The organism is Pseudomonas sp. B20(2017) (genome assembly GCF_002113125.1).
In the GTDB taxonomy this organism is placed as follows: domain Bacteria; phylum Pseudomonadota; class Gammaproteobacteria; order Pseudomonadales; family Pseudomonadaceae; genus Aquipseudomonas.
This window is the reverse complement of record NZ_NEJP01000017.1, coordinates 1-16,739: the sequence shown is the minus strand read 5'-3', so window position 1 is coordinate 16,739 and position 16,739 is coordinate 1. Positions and strand designations below refer to the sequence as shown.

The 16,739-nt window shown below is 61.6% G+C and carries 13 protein-coding genes; 6 read left to right on the top strand and 7 right to left on the bottom strand.

Annotated features, from left to right (window positions below; genetic code table 11):
- Positions 1 to 97: 97 nt before the first annotated feature.
- The 6 genes from CAF63_RS22585 to CAF63_RS22560 all read right to left on the bottom strand — a co-directional run bounded on the left by CAF63_RS22585 (position 98) and on the right by CAF63_RS22560 (position 6,478).
- A complete protein-coding gene (locus CAF63_RS22585; protein WP_371807422.1) occupies positions 98 to 310 on the bottom strand; it encodes a type II toxin-antitoxin system RelE/ParE family toxin in 213 nt (70 codons plus the stop codon).
- Between the two features lie 45 nt (positions 311 to 355).
- Positions 356 to 562: an antitoxin gene (locus tag CAF63_RS22580; protein WP_085689015.1), complete on the bottom strand. Its 207-nt coding sequence runs from the start codon at positions 560 to 562 to the stop codon at positions 356 to 358.
- A gap of 266 nt (positions 563 to 828) precedes the next feature.
- The gene (locus tag CAF63_RS22575) at positions 829 to 2,280 is read right to left on the bottom strand and encodes a curlin (protein WP_085689012.1); all 1,452 of its coding nucleotides are present in this window, start codon (positions 2,278 to 2,280) and stop codon (positions 829 to 831) included.
- A 26-nt stretch (positions 2,281 to 2,306) separates the two neighbouring features.
- The gene (locus tag CAF63_RS22570) at positions 2,307 to 2,768 is read right to left on the bottom strand and encodes a curlin (RefSeq protein WP_085689009.1); all 462 of its coding nucleotides are present in this window, start codon (positions 2,766 to 2,768) and stop codon (positions 2,307 to 2,309) included.
- Positions 2,769 to 2,861: 93 nt separating this feature from the next.
- Positions 2,862 to 5,096, bottom strand: coding sequence for an Ig-like domain-containing protein (locus CAF63_RS22565; protein ID WP_085689006.1), 2,235 nt, complete (start codon positions 5,094 to 5,096; stop codon positions 2,862 to 2,864).
- Between the two features lie 35 nt (positions 5,097 to 5,131).
- Complete coding sequence (locus tag CAF63_RS22560; protein ID WP_085689003.1) at positions 5,132 to 6,478, bottom strand: hypothetical protein; 1,347 nt, start codon at positions 6,476 to 6,478, stop codon at positions 5,132 to 5,134.
- A 285-nt stretch (positions 6,479 to 6,763) separates the two neighbouring features.
- On the opposite strand from CAF63_RS22560, the gene CAF63_RS22555 reads away from it, so the two are divergent.
- The 5 genes from CAF63_RS22555 to CAF63_RS22535 all read left to right on the top strand — a co-directional run bounded on the left by CAF63_RS22555 (position 6,764) and on the right by CAF63_RS22535 (position 15,264).
- Entirely contained in the window at positions 6,764 to 8,212 is a 1,449-nt protein-coding gene (locus CAF63_RS22555; protein ID WP_085689000.1) for an ATP-binding protein, read from the top strand.
- A 159-nt stretch (positions 8,213 to 8,371) separates the two neighbouring features.
- Complete coding sequence (locus CAF63_RS22550) at positions 8,372 to 11,179, top strand: multicopper oxidase domain-containing protein (protein WP_085688997.1); 2,808 nt, start codon at positions 8,372 to 8,374, stop codon at positions 11,177 to 11,179.
- Between the two features lie 17 nt (positions 11,180 to 11,196).
- A complete protein-coding gene (locus CAF63_RS22545) occupies positions 11,197 to 12,267 on the top strand; it encodes an SCO family protein (RefSeq protein ID WP_256574542.1) in 1,071 nt (356 codons plus the stop codon).
- A 104-nt stretch (positions 12,268 to 12,371) separates the two neighbouring features.
- On the top strand, positions 12,372 to 13,865 hold the full coding sequence (locus CAF63_RS22540; RefSeq protein ID WP_085688991.1) for a HAMP domain-containing sensor histidine kinase: 1,494 nt from the start codon (positions 12,372 to 12,374) through the stop codon (positions 13,863 to 13,865).
- Positions 13,834 to 15,264 (top strand): sigma-54 dependent transcriptional regulator, encoded by a 1,431-nt coding sequence (locus CAF63_RS22535; protein ID WP_085688989.1) that lies wholly within the window; start codon positions 13,834 to 13,836, stop codon positions 15,262 to 15,264. The genes CAF63_RS22540 and CAF63_RS22535 overlap by 32 nt, the downstream gene beginning before the upstream one ends.
- Here CAF63_RS22535 and CAF63_RS22530 read toward each other — a convergent pair.
- Entirely contained in the window at positions 15,255 to 15,623 is a 369-nt protein-coding gene (locus CAF63_RS22530; protein WP_085688986.1) for a hypothetical protein, read from the bottom strand. The two genes, CAF63_RS22535 and CAF63_RS22530, sit on opposite strands and share 10 nt — an antisense overlap.
- Before the next feature lie 163 nt (positions 15,624 to 15,786).
- Between CAF63_RS22530 and CAF63_RS22525 the strand changes: the two genes are divergently transcribed.
- On the top strand, positions 15,787 to 16,593 hold the full coding sequence (locus CAF63_RS22525) for a class I SAM-dependent methyltransferase (RefSeq protein ID WP_085688983.1): 807 nt from the start codon (positions 15,787 to 15,789) through the stop codon (positions 16,591 to 16,593).
- Positions 16,594 to 16,739 lie beyond the last annotated feature (146 nt).

Below are 16,739 nucleotides of genomic sequence, written 5' to 3'. Positions count from 1 at the left end.
ATCAACGACTCAAGCACCAGCGAAAAAAAAAACGCCCCCAAAAGGGAGCGCATTTTTTGCTTCAGTGAGGTTATTCATTCTGTGACCGAGCGCCACATCACGGATATTCCTGACGTGCGTGCACAACGCCCAGAATATTTATCCGGCCCACCGCTTGGTAAATGAGCAGGTAGTTGGGATGTACGACCATCTCACGAGTGCCGGGAGTTCGCCCCACTCGATAGAGGTGTGGATGTTTGGTAAGGGTAACCGTGGCGGCTTCGATAGCGTTTGAAAGCTTGTTAGCCGCTTTGAAATTACGGTCACTGATGTAGTCAAGAATGTGCAGGAGTCAGCCCGAGCTTCGGGCTGCCACTCAACCTGCATCGTATTTTTTACGCTTTGCTTCCATCAGGGCATGCATTTCGGCCATCACCTGATCATTAGGAATGCTCGGACGTGGGTCATTCATGGAAGCTTGTATTTTGGCGATCAACCAACGGTCATAACTCGCAGCCTGCTCCTCAGGATCAATATCCGAAACAACCGGGCACAGTGGGTCGATCAAAGACGGGTCGATCATGGAACCTCCGGGTTGGGTGCCTGGAAGTCTATTCGTTAACGGTATCGCTGTCGTCGCTGTCTGGATGAATTGCATGTAGGCCAAGCTCCATGGGATCAAGTTGTCCCGGCAAATCCTAGAGCCTGCACTTCCGACGGCCAACCGCCAGAATTCGTCAGAAAACTCCTCGAATTTCTGAAAACGTTCCGTTTTCCGTAGGACGCCACTCAAGCGTCAGCGCAAAAAAAACCGCGACCTCAAGATCGCGGTTTTCCAACACCCAACACTTACTGCTGCAAAACCGTCGCCTGGTTAGCCGACCCGAACTGTTGAATATTCGCGGTCTGCGTCATCCCGCTCTGATCCACATTGGCAATGTTCCCGGTGCCGCCCTGGGTCACGTACGCCACGTTCATGGTGTCAGCCTGTTTCACGGTGATCATGTTGTCGCTGCCATACAACTGCGCGGTGTACGCCTGGTTGCCGGTGCCGGATTGATCGAATTCGGCGCTGTTGCCCGAGCCGTTCGACGAGCCCTGAACCAGGTTGGTGGTGCCGCGTTGGTCGGCGATGAGGATGTTGTCGCTGCCGTTCTGATCGAAGTACAGCTCGTTGTAGGAATCCGCCTGGCTGACCGTCGTCTTGTTGCCAGTGCCGGTCTGATTGGTGGTCATGATCTGGCCGATGCCGTCCTGGGTGAAGCTGGCGATGTTGCCGTTGCCGGTCTGATTGACCGTGGCGCGCTGGTTGCTGCCGAACTGGCCGCCATGTTGCGGGCCTTTCCAGTTGCTGGCGTAGACCTTGTTGTTGTCACCCGCCGAGGTGGCGTTGAGCACGTGGCCGTCGCCGTTCTGGTAGGTGAAGTGCACGTTGCCGTTGCCGACTTGATACAGCGCAAGCGTCGAGTTGACCGATTCGAACTGGTCGGCGTAGATGGCGTTGGTGTTGCCGACCTGGGTGACGGCGGCGGTGTTGTTTTCGCCGAAGCTCTGGTCGACCACGGTTTCGTTGCTGTCGCCGTATTGGTTGACGGTGGCCTGGCTTGCCAGTTGCGAGTCTTGCCAGATTTCGGTGCCGTTGAGGTTGCCGAACTGGTTGATGGTGATGTTGCCGCCGGTGCCGTTGCGCTGGTCGCCGTAGGCGTAGTTGGTTGCGCCGGCCTGGTTGATGCCGATCTGCCCGCCGTTGTGCAGCACTTGTTCGGCGGTGCCGTAGTTGGCGGTGCCGTACTGGGTGATCACCGAGCTGTTGCCGGTGCCTTCGTACAGTTGCTCGATGTTGGCTTCGTTGCTGTCGCCGAACTGGAAGGTCTTGCCTTCGCTGCCGTTCTGCGAGTCCTGGTAGACGAACGAGAAGTTGCCGGTGCCTTGCTGTAGTTGCAGCGCCTGGTTGCCGGCGCCGAAGCCCAGGGACTGGCTGGCGTGGGCGGTGTTGAAGGCGCCGGTCTGTTGCTGGGTGATGGTGCTGTTGTCTTCGAACAACTGTTCGGCGTAACCGGCGTTGTAGTCGCCGACAGCGTCTTGGGTGATGACGCTGGTGGCGGTGTCCTGCACGGCGGCCGCGTTGTTGCCTTCCCCCAGTTGGGTCTGGGTGGCGGTGCTGAATGAGGACTGGGTCTGTTTCACATCGGCGATGTTGGCAGTCCCGAACTGGTTCTGGGTTGAAACACTGTCATCGGCCATGGCCTGGGCACTGATCATGACCAGGATCGCGGCGGTGAGGGGCGTCAGTTTGAACATGATGAACTCTCCAAGGTTGCAGGGCTTTAGCGGTATTGCTTGACCGAGACGCTCATTCCGTTGCCCGACTGGGTCACGGCGCTCTGCAGCCCCGTGCCGGCCTGCTCGATGCTGGCGTCGTTGTTGTTGCCGTTTTGCGAAATCTGCGCGCGGTTGTGGCTGCCGTTTTGTGTGATGGATGCGGCGTTGCCGGAACCGTTTTGCGTGATCAAGGCCATCAGGTCGCTGCCTTGTTGCAGGATGTACGCCTCCTGATTGCTGCCCGACTGCACGATCCGCCCGAGCAGCGACTGACCGTTTTGTTCAAGCAAGGCAACGTTGACCTGGCCGTTCTGGTCGATCAGCGCTTGCTGGCCCACCGGGGCCGGCAGTTCACCGAGGTCGGTGGAGGGCGCCAGGTCATCGTTTTCCATCAGGTCGTCGGCGCGCACGCCCGCACTGCCGCACAAGGCGAGCAGGCAAAGCAGGGCGGCGGTCGGCGTGTTCATGGCGTTGTCCTGTGTTGTCCTGAAGCTGGAATCCGGGCTGAGCGGGCCCCACCCACTCCGCTTTGAACGGTGTGGGGTGGGTGGGGCGTGGGCTCAGAGGGTGGTTACCGACACCGTGCGCACGGTGCCTTGGGACGAACGGATGGTGGCGGTCGGGTTGGCCGATGGCACTACCAGCGTGTTGTTCAGCGTCAGCCGCCAGCGTCCGGTCACCGGCACCGTGGTTGTGCCCAGCGTCACCAATCCGCTCGGGGTGGTGACCTGCACGGTGATGGTATTGCCGGTGGTCACCGACGAGGTGCCGGCGAAGTCCCAGTTGAAGCGGCCGCCGGATCTCGCCTGCACCGTCGAGGTGGTGATCGTGAAGGTTTCCGCCGCTGGCCGTGGCGACACTTGCACCGTGACGGTCGCCGGCGTCGACTGGGCGTTGAAGCTGTCCCGGGCGATGTAGGTGAAGGTCGTGGTGAAGGCCGTGGTCACGGTGGCCGGTGGGGTGTAGGTGATCACCGTGCCGTCAGTGCTGACCGTGCCGCGTCCTGCCGGCGGTTGGGTCAGGCTGGCGACGCCCAGCGGTGTGTTGCCTTCCGGATCGGTGTCGTTGGCCAGCACGTTGATCGGAATCGCGACACCCAGCGTGGCAACGCTGTCGGCGACGGCGGTCGGTGGCCGGTTGGGCGCGACGGTCACCGTCACGGTCGCCGGGTTCACCGAGGCCAGGCCTTTGCTGTCCTGGGCCTTGTAGGTGAAGGTTGTGGTCAGCGGCGCGTTGACCACGGCGGGCGGGGTGTAGACCACCGATGTGGTGCCGTTCAGGGCGACGGTGCCCTGGCCTGCGGCCGGTTGAGTCAGCGCAGTGATGGTCAGCGGTACGTTGCCATCCGGGTCGCTGTCGTTGGTCAACAGGCTGAGGGTGATCGGCACGCCGAAGCTGGTGCTGCCGGTGTCGGCGACGGACAGCGGTGCCTGGTTTTCACCGGTGTCAGGCGCGGTGCCGACGACTACGACCGCCTCGGTATCGCTGCCGCCGGCAGCGGATTTCACCGTAACGGTGGCGGGTGGTTGGGTCAGGTCGGCGACGGTGATGCGTTGCAGGGTGCCGGACTTGGACAGACGTCCGTAACCCTGCGCAACCATGTCCGGCACCGCGACTTCATCCGTCGAAGTCGCTTCGATCAACAGGCTGTGGTTGGCCCAGCTGTAGCGCGCGGTCTGGATTTTCACCACGTCGGTGAGCTTGGCCGAGACGGCCGTCGGACGGGTAGTGCCGGCCGGGTTGGTGGCGGTCACGACCACCACCGACGGCAGGGTACCGGTACCCAGACGCTGGCCGAAGAACAACCCGTTGTTGTCGCCCAGCAGGCTGGTCTGGCACGGCGTCGGCGGTGGGCCGGGCAGCAACGCCACGGTTTCGCGGAAGCACAGGGTCGAGCTGCTGTCGGCCTTGGCGAACACCTCGGCGCGCACACCGGCCGAGGTCCGGCGATAGGTGGCGCGGTCGATGGCGACTTGGGTTTGCTGACGATTGTCGAGGACCTTGCCGGCAACGGTGAACAGATTGGTCTGAATCGAGCCAACGCCGGAAGGACCATCGATCCGCAGGAAGTTGGTGTCGAACGGGCTGCCGGTCACCGCTTCGGTGAGGTTCGGATCGCCGACGAAGGTTTCGATGCCGCCGGTGTCCGGGTTCACTTCGGTGTACGGGCCGTTAATGCTGCGCAGGAATGGGCCGATGGCGCCGTTGAGCGCTCCGCTGAAGTTGCCCGGCGCGCCGATGCCGACGTCCTTGGTGATGTTGATCGCCCGCCGGCCCGGTGTGGTGACGTTGACCGTTTCAACACCGTACGGGTGGGTGATGGTGTAGGTGCCGGCCACCGGTACGTTCACCCGGATGCGGATCCGCGCGAAGCTTTGCTGATCGCCATCGACCGGATTCTCCGAGGCGAACGCCGCTTCGATGCCTGCGACGTAGGCGTCGACACCGAAACCGGCGCCGTTGTTGGGGATCGCGGTTTCAGCCAGGAACCAGAACGCTTCCGGCGGCCAGTTATCAGGGAACACCATCGGCAGGCTGTCATCGAAGATGCCCGGTTCCGGCAGCAGGGTGCACATGTACGCCGGTGGGGTGCTGACCGGCACCCGCGAGCTCGCTGCGCGCGACTGGCAGAGCTCCATCGACAGTTGATTGTTGTCCTGATACCACATCGGGAATTTCCCGGTGGCGAAGGTGTAGGGGCCGGGATCGACGGCGGCCAGTTGCGCGAACGCACTGCCGGTCAGCGAGATTGTCAGCCCGAGCGCGTTGAGCGCGAAACGTGGCCACTTGTTCATGATGCCTCCTGATGCGGATCTGGGCATGTGAGCGTTCATTGCACGATGACCACTTCTTCGGTATCGCTGCCGCCGTTGGACGACGTCACCCGAACCCTGGCCGGTGGAATCGGCGAGATGCCGGTCGTCAGGCTTTTCACCGCGCCGTCGCCGCCCAGGGCGCCGATGGCGGCGCCGCCGTCGGACGTGACGGTGAGTACCGGTGGCGAGGTTTCGTCACTGGTCGACGCGATCACGGTCAATTGCCCGGAGTTCAGGCTGTACTCGGCCCGCTGGATCACCACCAGGTCGGTCAGGTTCATGGGCAGGGTGGTGGGCGAACTCGTGGCGATGGCCAGGTGGTTGTCGGCGGTCACTTGCAGCACGGTCGGCAAGGTCGGGTTGACCGACGATTGCGCGTACCAGCTGCCGGTGCTGTCGGCTTCTGTCATGTTCACCACGGGCGTGCTGCTGGTGATGGCGGCGGTGCCCGGCGCGGGCGGGGCTTTGACGAACACGTCTTGTTGGGCCACTGGTGCGCTTTCGCCGGGCTTGCGCGAGTAGGTGCTGCGCTCGGTGATCAGAGGCGTTGGCCGCACTACTGTCGACAACTTGCCGGACACGGCGAAAGTCGTGCTGCGCAGGTCGATGCCGCCCGGGCCTTCGATGCGTACGTAGTTGGTGTTGAACGGGCTGCCGGTGACCGCTTCGTTGAGGTTCGGATCGCCAACAAACTGTTCGGCCGCGCCGGTCAACGGATTGGTCTCGGTGTACGGCCCGTTGACGCTGCGCAGGAACGGACCGATGTCACCCTTGAGCGCGCCGTCGTAGGTTTGCGGGGTGCCGATGCCGATGTCGCGGGTCATGTTGATCGCGCGCCGGCCGGGGGTATCGACGGTGAATACATCGACGCCGTACGGGTGGGTGATGACGTAGGTGCCGGCGGTGGGCACGTCGACCCGGATGCGGATCCGCGCGAAGCTGACCTGATCGCCTTCCACCGGTTCTTCGGCGGCGAACGCGGCTTCGATGGCGCTGACGTAAGTCAGGTCGATTCCGCGTGCTGCATCGACGATGGTGGTTTCGCCGGTGAACCAGAACGCTTCATCGGGGAAGTTGGTGGGGAACACGATCGGCTGCGCGTCATCGAACACGCCGGGGGTCGGCAGCAGCGAGCACATGTACGACGGGGCGCCGGGTGTGCTCGGTACGCGGGAGCTGAGTGCTTTGGACAGGCACAGATCCAGCGTGCGACCGTGGCTGTCCTGATACCAGCTGGCGAAACCGCCATTGGCCGGTGTGTAGGGACCTGGGTCGACGGCGAACAGAGCGGCCTGGGCAATGCCCTGGGCCAGAGCGCTCACGACCAGCACGGTCGCGGTTTTGGACAGTAAAGGGTGCATGAGTTAATCCCTCTATCGAAGTACCTGCCCCGTGGGGTTGGGTCAGTTGCTGAGGGCTTTACAACTTCCATACCAACGATTGGCCAACCGGCGGCAAAGGCCCGTGGCAAAGGGGTTTTACGCTGGCGGGGGCGCTCGCATGCGTCGTATCGATAGGGCGACAGTCCCCAGGATTGGGGGTTTTGGGGTATGGGTGTGGAGGTCGCAATTGTGGGGAACCCGTTTGCGGGCAAATCCCCAATCGTGGGCTATAAAAAAAGAGGGACGTATCGGGAAGTCGCCGCCATGAACATGCAGTCAGAATCGCTACCTATAGAGGACGGCAGCCAGCGGCTGAACTCGCGCAAGCAGCCGTTCAACCTGTTGCGCTGGTTTTCATTGATCAGCATGGCGGTGATCGGCACCGTGGCGGTGGCGCTCGGGGCGGTGTCGACACGGTTCGTGATCGAAGAAAGCGTGCAGCGCGATGCCTTGCTGACCGCGCAGTTCATTCAGGCGATTGCGTCGGCGGAAGTGCGCCATGTCTCGATCCCCAATATCCGCACCATGGGCGAGTTGCTCGACCCTCGTCAGGACAACGATTTTCCCGATGTCGACCCGGAAGCCCGAGCCAGCGCCAGAGGTGAGTTTCTCGATCACATCGAGCATTTGCCGGATGTGATCCTCGCCAACATTTATGCGCCGGACCGTACCGTGATCTGGTCGACCAACCCGGCGCTGATCAACACCCGGATTCATGCCGATGAAGACCTCGACCGGGCCTTCGATGAAAAGATCCCGGTCTCGGCCAGCTATCACGACGTCGACAAGGCCCGTGAAGAACAAAAGTTCGTGGTGCCGCCGGAATACATCTTCATCGAAAACTACATCCCGCTGTTCGACGCCGAGGGCAAGAACGTCACCGCGATGGTCGAGATTTATAAAGAGCCCAAGGACCTGATCGCCCGCATGGAGCGCGGTCTGACGCTGATCTGGCTGGCCACCGCGCTGGGCGGCGGGCTGATTTACCTGGGGCTGTACTGGATCGTGCGGCGGGCGGCGATTCTGCTGGCGGCCCAGCAAAAACAACTGATCGCCAACGAAACCTTTGTCGCGCTGGGCGAGATGTCTTCGGCGGTGGCCCACAGTCTGCGCAACCCGCTGGCGACCATTCGCTCGAGCGCCGAGCTGGCGCTGGAGTTCGACGCGGGGCCGGCACAGAAGAACATCAAGGACATCATCGGCCAGGTCGACCGCATGTCGAAGTGGGTGCGCGAACTGCTGCAATCGTTGCGACCGCTCAATGACGACCCGGAACCGGTGAACCTGGTGGCGGCGCTGCACGACAGCCTGATGGCGTACGAGCAGCAGATTGCCAAGGCCGGCGTGCAGGTGGTGTTTCAACCTCAGCAGACGCCGATGGTGCTGAGCCAGCCGGTGCAACTCACGCAAATCCTCAACAGCCTGCTGGCCAATGCGCTGGAGGCGATGGACAAGGGCGGCACGCTGACCATCACCCTCGAACCGAGCGACAGCCGTGGCGTGAGCGTCATGCTCAGCGACACCGGCAAAGGCATGAACGAGGAGCAGCGCAGCATGGCGTTCCGGCCGTTCTTCACCACCAAACAGGGCGGCCTCGGCGTGGGGCTGGTGCTGGTCAAACGGATCATGGAGCGCTTCGGCGGCGGGGTGAGCCTGGACAGCCGCGAAGGCGAGGGCACCACCGTTCGTCTGGCGTTTCAGCTCATTCAGTAAATTGGGGTGAACTTTCCCCCAGCAGTGGGTGTCAGGCCCCGGTCACCGGGGAGTGGGGAATGCAACAGCGCGTCCAAGTCCCTGTTACAACTGGAAATGATTTTTTGGCGAGGTAATTGCAAAACACCATCACCCCTTCCTTAGATGAGGCGGCTGGTGATGGACAGAACAACGCGTTACCCCAACAAGGTATTTCTGCTGACGCCTTTGAGCGTCTTTCTGGCTTTGACCCTCGGCACCATGACCGTGGTTCGAGCGAGTCCGATCGATGACGAAAGCCAGCCGGAAACTACCGACCCATCGGCGTATTACGACGAACCGGCGGATGAGCCGGCGGCGTTGAATGCCATCCTGACGATGCCCGAGGCCAACGAAGATTCCTTCGATTTGCCCGACGGGGTCAAAGGCACGCGGGACACGACGCGCACGGAAAACATCCTGCCGCCAGCCGCGCAAACCAGTTTCAACTACCCCACCAACGGCAAGCCAAGCCCACTGTTCGGAGCGCTGCCGTTCACCCAGCAACTGGTTCTGTTCGAAGAGTTCGGCCCGGAAAAACTCGACCCGACCACCCCAGCCGCTCCACTGAGCTTCCCGCCAGCGGCCATCGGCCCGGCCCCGGCCCAGGACCCCAACAATGTCGCCCGCAGCGCTCCACCCGGCACCGCGCTGGATGCGTTCCTGCGTCAACCGGGACTGACACCGTTTCCGAGTCAGTTTGCCAACGTGGTCGACCGCAACCCGTGGCAGGCTCAGATCGAACTGTTCCTCAACCGCCATATCGGCTCGTCCGCCGAAGGGCGGCCACCGGGAAAAGGCTGGGCTCATCAGCGCTGGAACGAGTTCTACCCGCAAGTCGCCTACAAGACCGTGCAGACCGGTGCGCGGCTGAACGGCGGCCTGCGTGACAGTCGGCAGATGCACGGTTACGCGGTCGGCGAATTCGGCCCCGGCGGTCTGTACCACAACGTCGCGGGCGTGCCGGCGACCGATGGCACGGCCAAGGGTGTCGATGCGCGATTCCACCCGGCGATGCCGGTGCAGGACCACAATTCGGTGTGGACCTTCGACGGCACGCTGCCGCCAAAACTGTTGATGGTGCGTTACGGCCAACCGGTGCTGATGCGTCATTACAACGGCTTGCCGATCGATCCATCGGCCAACCGTGGTTTCGGTCTGCATACCATCACCACCCACGAGCACAACGGCCATGCGCCAGCGGAAAGCGACGGTTATGCCAACGCGTTCTTCTTCCCCGGCCAGTTTTACGACTATCGCTGGCCGATCCAGCTTGCCGGTTACGACAGCATCAACACCAAGGCTGAAGATCCTCGCGCGGCGTTCCCTTGCGCGCCGGGGGAAACCCTCTGGGTCAACGATCTGCAACCCTCGAAGAAGACCTGCGATAACGGCACCATCAAGATCCGTGGCGACTACCGGGAAACCATGAGCACCCACTGGTTCCACGACCACATGCTCGATTTCACCGCGCAGAACGTCTACAAGGGCAACGCGGCGATGATGAACTACTACAGCGCCCTGGACCGTGGCAACGAATCGGTGAACGACGGCGTCAACCTGCGTTTTCCCAGCGGCAGCGCCTTGCCGTGGGGCAACCGCGACTATGACGTCAACCTGGTGTTCGCCGACAAAGCCTGGGATCAGCAGGGTCAGCTGTGGTTCAACCCGTTCAACACCGACGGCTTCATCGGCGATCAGGTGCTGGTCAACTGGCAATGGAAACCGACCCTCGACGTGCGGGCGCGCAGCTATCGCTTCCGCCTCCTCAACGGTTCGGTGTCGCGCTACTTCAAGCTTGCGCTGGTGCGTGAAGTCAAGGGCACCAGTGGTGAGTTCCAGGGGCCGAGAAACTCCGGTGTGTCCTACAGCCGGGTGCCGTTCCACATGATCGCCAACGACGGCAACATCATGGAACACAGCGTGCCGTTCGACGGCTCGATGGACCTGGATGCCGACGGCGACAAGCAGAACCACAACGCGATCCTGCCAACCCAGGGCATCGCCGAGCGCTTCGACATCATCGTCAACTTCGCGAAAAACGGCATCAAACCGGGCGACAAGCTGTTCTTCGTCAACCTCCAGGCCCAGGACGATGGCAAAGGCCCGAAAGAGGTGATTCCGCTGGCTGATGTGCTGTCCGAAAAATACCTGGCGGTCATCAAACAAACCAGCAAGGGACCGCAATGGGATCGCGGCGATCCGGTGGTAGGCAAGGTGTTGCAGCTCAACGTCAAGGCCTACACCGGCCAGGATCTGGCCATGGACCCGGCAGCCTACGAACCGGCCAAACCGGGCAAGGCTGAAGGCAAGGTGATGATCCCGCTGAAGATTCACCGCGACAACGCTGCCGACAAAGCGCTGCTGGCCAAGGCCCTGCACCGGACCTTCACTTTCGGTCGCGCCGACGGCACCGATGAAGCTCCATGGACGATCAAGACCGATGGTGGTTTCGGCTTCCACATGGACCCACGCCGGTTGAACGCGTCGACCAAACTGGCCAGCGGCCCGACCGACGCTGGAGTCAGCGGCATCGGCACTCTGGAAGTGTGGAACATCAAGGCTGGCGGCACAGGCTGGAGCCATCCGGTACATGTGCACTTCGAGGAAGGGATCATTCTCAGCCGTGGCGGCAAGGCACCACCAGAGTGGGAAAAATGGGCGCGCAAGGATGTCTACCGCATCGGTTCGGAAGCCGACGGGCTGGCCAACGTCGAAATGGCGATCAACTTCCGCGAGTTTGCCGGGACCTACATGGAGCACTGTCACAACACCCAGCATGAGGACAACTCGATGCTGCTGCGTTGGGACCTGGAAAAACCCGGGCAACTGCAGTTGATGCCGACACCGCTGCCGAGCTGGGATGGCGTGCGCTACGTCAACTCCGCCGCACTGCCAACCTTCCGCACTGGCGACGGCTTCGGCCCGCAAGTGACCGTGAAACCATGAAAAGGGAGGGAGCCGACATGACCCAGCCAACGCCGCGCTCCCGCGCCCTGGGCATGCATTTGATTCTGGTGCTGGTCACCTGCCTGCTCGGCAGTCAGGTGCTCATCGCCCATCAGGCGCAGCCCGACGGCGCCAGTGAATCCGCCACCCCGTGGGGTGGCGACTATTTCCCCAACACCCTGCTGACCGATCAGGACGGCAAGCAGGTGCGTTTTTTCGATGACCTGATCAAAGACAAAGTGGTGGTGATCAACTTCATCTTCACCTCGTGCAGCGACTCCTGCCCGCTGGAAACCGCACGCCTGCGCCAGGTGCAGAAACTGCTGGGGGACCGGGTCGGGAAAGACATCTTTTTCTACTCGATCACCATCGATCCGCTGAGCGACACCCCCGCAGTGCTCAAAGCTTATGCGCAACGCTTCAAGGTCGGCCCCGGCTGGAAATTTCTCACCGGCGAGTTCGAAGACGTCACCGAGCTGCGCAAGAAGCTCGGGCTGTTTATCGAAGGCGTCGACAACGGCCGCACCAAGGATCACAACCTGAGCCTGATCGTCGGTAACCAGAGCACCGGGCGCTGGATGAAAGCCTCGCCGTTCGAGAACCCGTGGATCCTCGCCGACCAACTGGCCAACACGCTGCAAAACTGGAAACAGGCCAGCACCGAAGAAAGCTACGCCGACGCCCCGCAGATCCGGCCGCCGAGCAATGGCGAAGAACTGTTCCGCACCCGCTGCGCTTCGTGCCACAGCCTCGGCCCGCAGGATGGCGAAGGCATCGGCATGCGCAACATCGGCCCGGACCTGATCGGCGTGACCCGCCAGCGTGATCCGGCCTGGCTCAATCGCTGGATCCGCGAACCGGATCGTGTGCTGGCGGAGAAAGACCCGATCGCAGTGCAACTGTTCGAGCAATACGAGCGTATTCCGATGCCCAATCTGCGCCTGGACGAGGCCTCGGCGCAGTCGATCATTGATTTTTTGAGTGCCGAAACCGAGCGTCAGCATCCGTCCGTGCAGCCCTTGGCCGACGGGGCATTGACGCCAGTAGAACCGGGTTCTGCGAGCGAAGCGGTGAGTCGTATGCAGTAGCGGCTAAATAGCATCATTGAACCGTGTGTCACGGTCATTGCCACCTACACTCATTCGAGAAGGCGGCTGTAACGGGCTCGACACAAAAAAGCCAGGGCAATCCCATGCAGCAACTGGAAGAACAAAAAACAGCAGCGCCGAACATAGCGTTGGCAGCCATCAAGAGTTGGGGCGGGCAGTTCAATCTGCTGCGCTGGTTCTCGCTGGCCAGTTTTTTCATCATCGCGGCCGTGGCGCTGGGGCTGGGGTATATCTCCACGCGCTTCGTGGTCACCGAAAGCGTGGAGCGCGATGCGCTGCTCACCGCGCAATTCGTGCAGGCCATCGGCGATGCGGAAATGCGCCACGCCAACATCACGCCGCAACGGACCATGGGCGAGATGCTCGACTCGCGCCAGGACGGGAACTACCCCGACGTCGATCCGCTGTCCCATGCAATGGCCCGTGCCGAGTTTCTCGATCACGTCGAACACTTGCCGGATGTTCTGCTGGCCACGGTGTACGCCCTGGACCGCACGGTCATCTGGTCGACCAACCCCGAACTGATCAACGTCAAGTTCGAAGACGACGACGAGCTGGATGAGTCGTTCGAGATGAAAGTCCCGGTGTCTTCCAGTTATCACAAGATCGACGATGAAAAACCCGAGCAGCGGCTGTCTCGCGAACCCAAATACCTGTTCATCGAAAACTATATTCCGATGTTCAACGCCGACAAAAGCAAAGTGGTCGCCATGGTCGAGATCTACAAGGAACCGGCGGATCTGGTCGACCGTATCGACCGAGGGTTCGCCTCGATCTGGGCTGCGACGATCCTCGGCGGCGCGGCGATTTACCTCGGCTTGTTCTGGATCGTGCGGCGCGCCTCGACGCTGCTGCAGAGCCAGCAGCAGCAACTGATCAGCAATGAAACCTTTGTCGCTCTGGGCGAGATGTCTTCGGCGGTGGCCCACAGCCTGCGCAACCCGCTGGCGACCATTCGTTCCAGCGCCGAACTGGCCCAGGAAATCGCCAGCCCGGGCGCACAGCGCAACATCGGCGACATCATCAGCCAGGTCGACCGCATGTCGCGCTGGGTTCGCGAACTGCTGGTGTCGTTGCGCCCGATGAGTGACGACGGCGAGGCGGTGGACCTGCTGGCGGCGGTCGAGGACACCCTGGGGGCGTTTGATGCGTTGATCCGGCGCAATGGCGTCGAAGTGCGATTCGCACCACAAGATTGCCCGCCGGTGGTCAGTCAACAGGTGCTGCTCACGCAAATTCTCAATAGCCTGTTTGCCAATGCCCTGGAAGCGATGCCCAGAGGCGGCGTACTCAGTGTCGAGATTGAAACGGCGCAGACCGGTCAGGTGCGCATGACCCTGAGCGACACTGGCAAAGGCATGAGTGCGCAGCAGCAACAACTGGTGTTCAAACCGTTTTTCACCACCAAGCAGGGCGGTCTCGGCGTCGGCCTGGCGTTGGTCAAAAGAATCATGGAGCGTTTTCAGGGTTCGGTCGTGCTGACCAGCCGCGAGCAGGAAGGAACCCGCGTCAGTCTCAACTTTAGAGTGGCATCGGGAGGGGAATATGGAACACAGCATTCTGCTGGTCGAGGATGACGAACTGCTGGCCGAGAATATCCAGACCTACCTTGAGCGCAAAGACTTCGAGGTCACGGTCTGCCACTCGGCCGAGGACGCGTTGGAGCAATTGGGCCGCTTTAACCCGGACGTGGTGCTGACCGACAACTCGCTGCCGGGCATGAGCGGTCATGATCTGATCCAGAAGCTGCGCATCAGCGCGCCGGATCTGAAAGTGATCATGATGACCGGCTACGGCAACGTTGAAGATGCGGTGGTCGCGATGAAGGAGGGCGCCTTTCATTACGTCACCAAACCGGTCGCGCTGCCGGAACTCAAACTGCTGCTGGACAAGGCCCTGGCCACCGAACGGATGGAGCGCACGCTGTCGTTCTATCAGGAGCGTGAGGCGCAAAAGTCCGGCGTACAGGCATTGATCGGCGAATCGGCGCCGATGCTGCATTTGAAGAACACCATCGGTCAGTTGCTCGAAGCCGAGCGGCGCATGACCAACGGCGATCTGCCGCCGGTGCTGGTGGAGGGCGAAACCGGTACCGGCAAGGAACTGGTCGCCCGTGCGCTGCATTTCGACGGTGCGCGCAGCAAAGGCCCGTTCATTGAATTCAACTGCGCGTCGATTCCGGCCAACCTGGTGGAGTCGGAGCTGTTCGGTCACGAGAAAGGCGCGTTCACCGATGCCAAGGACCGCCGGGTCGGGCTGGTGGAAGCCGCTGATGGCGGCACGCTGTTTCTCGATGAAATCGGTGAAATGGATCTGGTGCTCCAGGCCAAACTGCTGAAACTGCTGGAGGATCGCACCATTCGCCGGGTCGGCTCGGTGAAGGAGCGCAAGGTCAACCTGCGGGTGATCAGCGCCACCAATTGCAACCTTGAACAGATGGTCCAGCAGGGCAAGTTCCGCCGCGATCTGTTTTTCCGGCTGCGGATCATCTCGATCAAGGTGCCGCGTCTGTATGCCCGTGGTGAAGACATCCTGCTGCTGGCCCGGCACTTCCTCGCCAGTCACGGCAAGCGATATGGCAAACCGAACCTGCATTTCAGCGATCAGGCCGAAGAACTGCTGCTCAGTTACACCTGGCCGGGCAACGTGCGCGAGCTACGCAACATGCTCGAACAGACTGTGCTGCTGGCGCCGGGCGACACCATCGCCGCGCACCAGTTGAATGTGTGCATGAGCCTGTGCGACGAGTTGCCACCGCAGCTTCAGCATGAAATGCCGCACTTTGAAAATCGCCCGGCGAGCAACACCGAATCGATGAACCTGCCGGAGGTCGAGCGCGACATGGTGCGCAAGATGCTCGACAAGACCGACTGGAACGTCACCAAATCGGCGCGCCTGCTGGGTTTGAGCCGCGACATGCTGCGCTATCGCATCGAAAAACTCGGCCTTGCCCGCCCGGACAAACGTCAGTGGTAGACCGCGTTGCTGCGAGGATTCGGCGGGTTGAGGCATTCCAGCACGCACGTCGGATCCAGCACTTCGTCGTTGACGTAGATGCCGCGCTCGGCATCGTAGGTGCGGATAAATACCCGCACCGTCGCATCGGCTACGGTGGGCAGCTGCGAATCGTGGAACACATGGCGATCCGGGATGACGATGAAGTCCTGCGGCGGCGCGTCATCGAACGGCCGGGGCGGCGTTGCATAGAGCGATGGCGGAGCAGGGTGGGCGAACGGCTGATCCGGCCCGTAGTAATTGAAGTTGCTGTCCAGCGCCTGCGCCTGCGTGGCGGTGAGCAGGCAGGCGGATAACAGTAGCCGGTTGAACGTTTGCATGGCGGCACCTGTGGAAGCGGTTTTCCCCAAGGCTATTAACTATAGCTGCCCGCGGTGCAGGCGTTGGTGCAGGCGTTGTCGGCTTACAAGTTCGCAACAACCTGTCGCGTGAGGCTGAACTAGACTCGGGCCGCTCAATTGTGAGCATCGCCCGGAGGGCGCCATGGAAGTGCCAAACAATAAAAATGCCGTCGAGAGCAATCGTCAGGCGTGGAACGATTCCGCCCGTCATCACCAGGACTCGCCCGACTGGCAGGCCTTGCTGACCGAAGTCGCAGAGGCTGATTTTTCCTGCCTCGACGACACGCTTCAGGGTTTGCTCGAGCAGGTCGGTGTCGATGGCAAAGACGTCGTGCAGCTGTGTTGCAACAACGGCCGCGAAAGCCTGTCGCTGTTTGCCCTCGGCGCACGGAGCGTGGTCGGTATCGATCAGTCGCGCGCGTTTCTCGAACAGGCCCGCGAACTGAACAAGCGTTCGCCGCACAACGCCGAGTTCATCGAAGCCGATATTCATCATTTGCCCGAATCATTGCGCGCCCGTTTCGACGTCGCGCTGATCACCATCGGCGTCTTTGGCTGGATGCCCGACATCGGCGAGTTCTTTCGCCACGTCGCCTCGGTCCTCAAGCCGGGCGGGCGGCTGGTGATTTACGAAACCCACCCGTTCCTGGAAATGGTCGACCCCGAGGCCGAAGACCCGTTTCGCCTCGCCACCTCGTACTTTCGCGAAGAACCGTTCGTGCAGGAAGAACCGATCGTCTACGTCGGCAAGGTCGAACAGCCGGCGGCGAAGTCCTACTGGTTCGTGCACACCCTGGGCGCGATCTTCACCGCCGCCATCGAGGCCGGCCTGGACATCACGCACTTCAAGGAATACCCGCACTCGAACCGGGAAGACGTGTATGACCAGTACCAGAACCGCGAGGCGCAGATGCCGATGTGTTTTACGTTGGTAGTCATTAAAAGCTGAAGTTCTGGCGAACCGGTGTGTTGAGCTTAGAGCCCCTTCGCGAGCAAGCTCGCTTGTATGCTGGTACTTGAAGGGAGGAGGAGGGACAAGGCTCGATTCTGACTGTTGGCGCAGTACAGATCCGTGGGAGATTTCGCCCCTCCTCC

What these genes read in the sequence shown, in the direction of transcription:
- CAF63_RS22580 (WP_085689015.1), bottom strand. Translation starts at nt 562, where the DNA reads ATGATCGACCCGTCTTTGATCGACCCACTGTGCCCGGTTGTTTCGGAT.
- CAF63_RS22575 (WP_085689012.1), bottom strand. Translation starts at nt 2,280, where the DNA reads ATGTTCAAACTGACGCCCCTCACCGCCGCGATCCTGGTCATGATCAGT.
- CAF63_RS22570 (WP_085689009.1), bottom strand. Translation starts at nt 2,768, where the DNA reads ATGAACACGCCGACCGCCGCCCTGCTTTGCCTGCTCGCCTTGTGCGGC.
- CAF63_RS22565 (WP_085689006.1), bottom strand. Translation starts at nt 5,096, where the DNA reads ATGAACAAGTGGCCACGTTTCGCGCTCAACGCGCTCGGGCTGACAATC.
- CAF63_RS22560 (WP_085689003.1), bottom strand. Translation starts at nt 6,478, where the DNA reads ATGCACCCTTTACTGTCCAAAACCGCGACCGTGCTGGTCGTGAGCGCT.
- CAF63_RS22555 (WP_085689000.1), top strand. Translation starts at nt 6,764, where the DNA reads ATGAACATGCAGTCAGAATCGCTACCTATAGAGGACGGCAGCCAGCGG.
- CAF63_RS22550 (WP_085688997.1), top strand. Translation starts at nt 8,372, where the DNA reads ATGGACAGAACAACGCGTTACCCCAACAAGGTATTTCTGCTGACGCCT.
- CAF63_RS22545 (WP_256574542.1), top strand. Translation starts at nt 11,197, where the DNA reads ATGACCCAGCCAACGCCGCGCTCCCGCGCCCTGGGCATGCATTTGATT.
- CAF63_RS22540 (WP_085688991.1), top strand. Translation starts at nt 12,372, where the DNA reads ATGCAGCAACTGGAAGAACAAAAAACAGCAGCGCCGAACATAGCGTTG.
- CAF63_RS22535 (WP_085688989.1), top strand. Translation starts at nt 13,834, where the DNA reads ATGGAACACAGCATTCTGCTGGTCGAGGATGACGAACTGCTGGCCGAG.
- CAF63_RS22530 (WP_085688986.1), bottom strand. Translation starts at nt 15,623, where the DNA reads ATGCAAACGTTCAACCGGCTACTGTTATCCGCCTGCCTGCTCACCGCC.
- CAF63_RS22525 (WP_085688983.1), top strand. Translation starts at nt 15,787, where the DNA reads ATGGAAGTGCCAAACAATAAAAATGCCGTCGAGAGCAATCGTCAGGCG.